This is a genomic window from Microbacterium sp. NPDC087665 (assembly GCF_044743285.1).
In the GTDB taxonomy this organism is placed as follows: Bacteria; Actinomycetota; Actinomycetes; order Actinomycetales; family Microbacteriaceae; genus Microbacterium.
This window is the reverse complement of sequence record NZ_JBIUWD010000011.1, coordinates 62,015-68,477: the sequence shown is the minus strand read 5'-3', so window position 1 is coordinate 68,477 and position 6,463 is coordinate 62,015. Positions and strand designations below refer to the sequence as shown.

General features: G+C 69.3%; 2 protein-coding genes. Both read right to left on the bottom strand.

The window, feature by feature from the left end; genetic code table 11:
• Nucleotides 1-263: 263 nt before the first annotated feature.
• Nucleotides 264-4,778, bottom strand: coding sequence for an FtsK/SpoIIIE domain-containing protein (locus ACIOSY_RS17705; RefSeq protein WP_400855519.1), 4,515 nt, complete (start codon nucleotides 4,776-4,778; stop codon nucleotides 264-266).
• Nucleotides 4,779-4,836: 58 nt separating this feature from the next.
• The gene (locus tag ACIOSY_RS17700; RefSeq protein ID WP_400855518.1) at nucleotides 4,837-6,432 is read right to left on the bottom strand and encodes an RDD family protein; all 1,596 of its coding nucleotides are present in this window, start codon (nucleotides 6,430-6,432) and stop codon (nucleotides 4,837-4,839) included.
• Nucleotides 6,433-6,463 lie beyond the last annotated feature (31 nt).

Sequence of the window (6,463 nt, the reverse complement as noted above, 5' to 3'; positions counted from 1 at the left end):
CGAACCACGACGAAGCTCATCCTCATCGATATCCGGCCAATCAAAACCGAGCTTCTCCATCACCCAGATCAGCTCGTTCGGCAACATCATCCCCATCGCAACACCTCCTACACAGACTGTAGGTAGCGAGAGGTTATCCACACCATGGGTAGCACTCCCCACGGCACGGCATCCGGCAGACAGGGCCTACGAAAAGGGCTGCGACCCGGCCGTGAGACCGGGTCGCAGCCCCGAGAGGTACCCATGCACCGCTCCCCGTGCGATCACCCGTTGGCCGGAGCCTCCGGCACGAACGGCATCTGCATGGTGACTGCCCGCCCGGCTTGCACGAAGATGCCACGACCGACCGGGAAGTCCGACCGCTTGACGCGACCGAACGCGGTCTTGAAGATCGCCTCGCCGTCGTACGTGTCGGGCTTGAGCACGATGCCCTGACGGCCCGTCTTCCACTCGCCCAGCACGCCGATGCTGCCGCTCGCGCGGCTGATCTCGGCCTCGCCGATGAGCAGATGATCACTGTTGTTCATCGCCTGCAGCAGGGCGCGCATCGGGCGATCGGCGGGGCCGTCGGCCAGGTGCGGCATGTCTTCGATGACGATCAGGATGCGCCCGCCGGTCGCCTCGCTCACGACCAGCTCGGACAGTTCGGTCGCGAGGTCCTTCTGGTCTTCGGGGCGGATGGCGCTGCGCGTCCACGGACGGAAGTCCTTGAGCTCGGCGCGACGATTGCCGAAGTGGTACATGCGCATGTTCGGGTCGAATCGTTCCATCGCGACGACGAGCGCGCGCAGCGCGTTCGTGCGACCGGATGCCGGCGGACCCGAGATCACGAACGAACCGATCGGCTCGAAGCCGTGCGGGGCGAGCGTGTCATCGGCGACACCGAACACGGGCATCCCGTCGACCTGCGCCGGCATCTCGTCGGCCGGAACCATCGTGGGCAGCGCACCGATCTCGGGGAGATCGCGCACGCCCTCTTTACGGAGTCGTTCGCCGAGCACGGCGAGCGCCTTGGTCTGCTCGACCACGTTCATGGTTCCGCCGAGCACCGCGATCTGCGCCTCGTGACCATCGACGACCGCACGGCCCGGCCCGGACTGCTCGTCGAGCACGTCACGGGGAGCGCCCAGCAGCATGTACTGGCTCGGGTCACCCATGCGCAGCACCACGCGGCGCGAGATGTTCGCGGCGACCGCGCTCGGCACGGCGTTGCCGCGGTCGGCGGTGATCACCGTGTGCAGCCCCAGCGTGCGACCCTCGCCGAGGATGCGCATGAAGATGCGGTAGAACGGTCCGCGACCCGGCGCGACCTCCCAGTCCTTCTTGAACTCGGGGTAGTTGTCGATGAGCAGCAGAATGCGGGGCATCCGCGGGTCACGCAGCTCGCGGTACTCCTGCACCGACGCCGCACTGGCCGCCGAGAAGGCGGCGGCGCGACGATCCATCTCGCCGTCGAGCGTGCGCAGCAGACGCTGGATGCGCTCGACATCGGCGCTGTCGACGACCGAGCCGACGTGCGGCAGGTTGGCGAGCGCGCCCAGCGCTCCCGACGCGAAGTCGAGGCAGTACACCTGCACGCGGCCGAGGTCGGGTCGCATGCCGGCAGCGGTCGCGATGGTCTTGAGCAGCGTCGACTTGCCCGAGCCCGACGTGCCGTAGATCACCAGCGAACCGTCGCGGTCGGGGGCGAACACCGCCGCCTGCTGCTGCTGCTTCTCGGGCACATCGAGCATCGCGATCGGGATGCGCGTGTCGCCCTCGTTCGGCAGGTCGCTCAGATCGACGAGCGGCGCCAGGTCATCGAGCCACGGGCGACGTGGCCGCTCGAGCCTCGCCTTGTCGGCGGCGTTGATGAGCGTCGACACGATGCGCTTCTGGTCGTTCGGACCGAGGTCTTCGAGATGCGAGTCTGACTCGGCCGGGCGGTCGAGCTCCCACTCGCCGGTGGCACCGAAGCGCAGCTCGGACACGCGCACATCAGCCGCGGCCGACTCGTCGTCGGCGGTCCAGCCACCGGCGTACGCCGACTGGAACGGAATGAGGCGGCCGGGCCCGGTCTTCGCGATGGCCCGACCAGGGATCGAGGCCGAGAAGGTCGAGGCGATGCCGTCGTCGACCACGTCGCGCGAGTCGGCCTCGTCGGCCATGCGCAGCGCGATGCGGAGGTTGGTGTTGGCGCGCAAGTTGTCTTTGATGACACCGGCGGGACGCTGGGTCGCCATGATCAGGTGGATGCCGAGCGAACGACCGCGCTGCGCGATGTCGACGACGCCGTCGACGAACTCGGGCATCTCGGATGCCAGGGCCGCGAACTCGTCGATCACCAGCACCAGCGCCGGCGGGCACTCCGGGTCCTGACGCTTCTCGAGTTCGAGGAGGTCCTTCGCCTTCTTGCGGTTGAGCAGGTGCTCGCGGTGCTGCAGCTCGGCCCGGAGGCTGGTGAGCGCACGCCGCACGAGGTGCGGGCTCAGGTCGGTCACGAGACCCACGCAGTGCGGCAGCTCGACGCAGTCGGCGAACGCGGAACCACCCTTGTAGTCGACGAAGAGGAACGTGACGCGGTCGGGGCTGTGCGCCGCCGCCATGCCCAGCACCCACGCCTGCAGGAACTCGGACTTACCGGCACCGGTCGTTCCACCCACCAGCGCGTGCGGCCCCTGGGTGCGCAGGTCGAGCGCCATCGCGTCGCTCGCACCCTGACCGATGATCGCGCGCAGCGTGCCCGACTTCTTCAGCCGCGGGCGCGGAGCGGTGCTGCGATCGACGATCGTGTTGTTCTGCCGCCAGCGCTCGATGACCACCTGGGGGTCTTCGGCGATCGCCGGATCGACCAACTGCAGGAACATGACGGAGCTGGGGATGTCGGACGAGTCGTGCACCACGGTGCTCGCGTCGACGACCGGAGCGAGACGGCGCGCGAGCATCTGCATGTACGCGTTCGACACGCCCTCGACGCGCACGTGCTCGAAGTTCTCGCCGTTGCGCACGAGACCGACGTGGGCGTCTTCGAGCCCGGTGGTGACATCGATGTAGCTGCGGCACACGGCGGGCAGCGACTCGACGGTCGGCGAGACGAACACCGCATGCACGCCGTGGTCGGCGCCGCGCTCGAGCACGTCCGTCAGACGGCCGCGGTCGACGGGCGCATCGCTGCTCACGAAGACGATCACCGAGATCGGGGGCGTGCTCTTGTGCTCGGATGCCGCGCGCGCCACGTCGGTGCCGTACTGCAGCGGGTTCCAGTCCTCCTTGAACGGACCGCGCGGCTCTCCCCCGCCACTGGATGCGACCGCGCGGGAGACGTACTCCTCGAGCGAGCTCAGCAGTGCGGCACCCGTGGGTGCCGAATCGGCGAGCGCCATGTCCTGGAAGGGGCTCTTCTCACTGGAGGTGTGCGGCATCCATTTGAGCCAGTCCAGCTCGGGAGTCCACGCGGAATCCGCGAACGCGACCGCCACGACGTCGTTCGGCGCGTGCAGACCGAACAGCTGCACCGCGATGCCGCGCATGGTGTCGGCCACCGGACCCTGCGGGCCCGCGATACCGATCGACCCGGCATCCGCCAGCGTCTCGAACACCGGCACGTCGTCGACGAACTCGTAGCGCTCGCGCAGGCGATCGACGCGGTCGATGAAGTCGGGCAGACCGTCGGGTGCCTCGGCGTCGTCGATCTTGTTGCGCGCCGGAAGCGTGCAGCTACCCAGCCGCAGCCCGAGGAAGTTCCAATGCTCGGGCCGCCTCGTCCACAGCACCGGCCCGAGTCGCATGGCGTGATCGAACACCTCCGCCACGGGCGGGGCTTCGGCGTTGCGGGCGCGCTCCTCTTCGGGCTTGCCGTGGAAGAAGTCCTCTTCGAGCTGTTCGTACTGCCGCTCGAAGAGCAGGAACTCGTGGTTCTCGCCCTTCTTGCTCTGCGCGGCCTGGTTGATGATGTTGCCGAACGCCATCAGCGGCGTCATCACGATCATGAGCAGCGAGCGCGGGTTGCCGTTCAGGGCGTACAACGCCATGCCCATGAGGATCGGCGCGATCAGGATGGGCCACGGGAACATGCGCCCGATCTTCTCGGTGGGAAGCCGCGGCACCTTGAACAGCGTGCCCGGGTAGCGCACCTCGACGCGCGGGCTGCGGTTGAACATGAGTCCGCCGCCGCGCTCGATGATCGGATCGTCGGTTCCGGAGCCGTCGAAGGAGCGCGCCAGGCGCAGCACCAGAGTCGTGCCGCCGATCACGAACGGCTCACCCTCTTCGACGCGCACGCGCTGAACCGCGAGCCCATCGACCAGCACACCGTTGGCGGAGTTCAGGTCGACGACCTCGATGTGCGTTCCGACCTCGAGACGGGCATGCCGCTTCGACACCATCGGGTCGGCGAGCACCACATCGTTGCCCGCTTCACGGCCCAGGAACACGGGGCCCGCGGCGATCGGGAACTCCTGGCCGACCAGCGCGCCGGAGATCGCGACCAGCACGCCCACGATGTCGCGCTGCCCGCCGAAGGAGTAGTCGGGGCCGTAATTGATGATGGATGCTGCGAACCCCGAGCCGATCGGAGCCTCGCCGATCGGAACGTCGGGCTGCAACGGCACCAGGCGCTCACCGGTGGGCGGAGCGACGGCCAGAGTGAGCACATCGCCCTCGGCGACGGGGGTCGACCGGGTCGGGTCGGCGGCCGCCACGTGCTGCGCCACATCGCCGGCGGTCGCCGTGGAGTCGGTCTTGATGACGATGTCGACGGGGTCTCCGCCCTGACGATGCAAGGTCAGCTTGAGCCTCATTGGTGTCCCCCGGTCTCGCTGAACAGGCCAGCGACGATCATCGTTCGTTCACAGACGTTCACACTCGCACCACGGCCGCCGTGCGGTCGCCGAGCCGGATCGTGTCGCCATCGGTGGTCACGACGGGCGTGCCGGCCGTGACGCTGTAGTCGGTGCCGCCCCGGGTCAGCCCCGACCCGTTGGTGGAGTGGCAATCGGTGATCTCGAGCCCGCCCTCGACGGGTCGCACGAGCATGTGGGTCTTCGAGAGCGACCGGCTGTCGTCAGGCAACGCAATCGCGCGCGCCCCCGGATGCACGGCCGCGTCGGGGTTGCGACCGAGCAGCACGGGTTCGGTGATCAGGATGCTCTCGCCGGTGTCGAGGCGCAGCTCGAAGCGAGGCGCTGGAGTGGGCGTCGGCGTCGGCGTCGGCTGAGGTGCCGCGGGCGTGCGGGTCACGGGCTGCGGGGCCGCGGGCGTCGCGGGCTGCGGCGCCACCGGCTGCGCCGCAGGCGCAGGAGCAGCGACGGGCGCGGGCTGCGCCACGGGAGCAGGCGCCTGTGCCGCGACCGGCGCGACGGCGGGCTGCGCGGCGGGCACCGGGGTGACGGGTTGCACGGAGAAACCCGGTGTGACGGGCTGGGCGGGAGTGACCATCGGGGCCGGACGCGGCACGGCCGGCAACGCGACCGGCTCGGCCGGCTCCGGAATCGCAGCGGCGATCTCGGCGGCGTGTGCGGCAGCATCCGCTCCGGCCGCACGCTCGCCGTCGGCGACCCGATACCCACCGAGAACCGGCTTGCCCGCCTCGCTCGGCACGGCTTCGGCCGCCGGGGTGGCCAGCGAGAGTCCGACGGTCGGGCGCTCGTGCGCCTCGTACGGCCGCGCCACTCCGAGCACACCCGCACTGACCCGGCTGCCAGGCCGGTATGCGGGCTGGGCGCCCGGCTCAGCGGACGTGGCCAGAGACGGAAGGGCGGAACGCTCGGGCGTCGGCTCGGCCTTCACGACCTTGCGCGCCACGCGCATGCGCTTCTCGTCGTAGGGGTTGAGACCATTGCGCACATCGACGAGCCAGATCTTCGCGGCCTTGTCGTGCAGACCGCGACCGCGTGCCTCGGGATCGAAGGTCGGCGAGATCAGGATGAGCGCCGGGCCGAACAGCGGCACGATGCCCGCCGCGCCGACGATCAGGAAGCGCAGGAAGATCGCACCCACGCGCGGGCGTTCGAGCGTGCGCACATTCACCGTGCGGATGCCTGCGATGGCCTTGCCGATCGTCACACCCTTGGTGCCCTGGAGGATCAGCTGCACGACGAGGAAAACCAGACTGAGCAGCAGCGTGACCGCGGCCATCACGACGGCGAGCACGAAGTCGGGGTGGTTGATGAACCCGTATGTCGAGATCGACCCGGTGGCGAGCTTGATGAGCAGCGGAACCGCGCCGATCCAGAGCGGCAGCTGCAGCAGCACCCAGATCACGGCATCGATCGTGGCCGCGAGCGCGCGACGCCCGAAGGGGGCGCGCAGCAGGCCGAGGGCCGCGGCGTACGCGGGGTCGGGTCGACCGGCGGCGTCGAGCCCCTCGATCGCCTGCGTCTTCTCGTCGATCTCCCAGATCATGCCGTCGGATGCCTCCCCCGTGCTCGTCGCGCCGCCTGCGGCTGTGGTCAAGATTAGTCAGTTACGTGCGGGGCGGATTCCA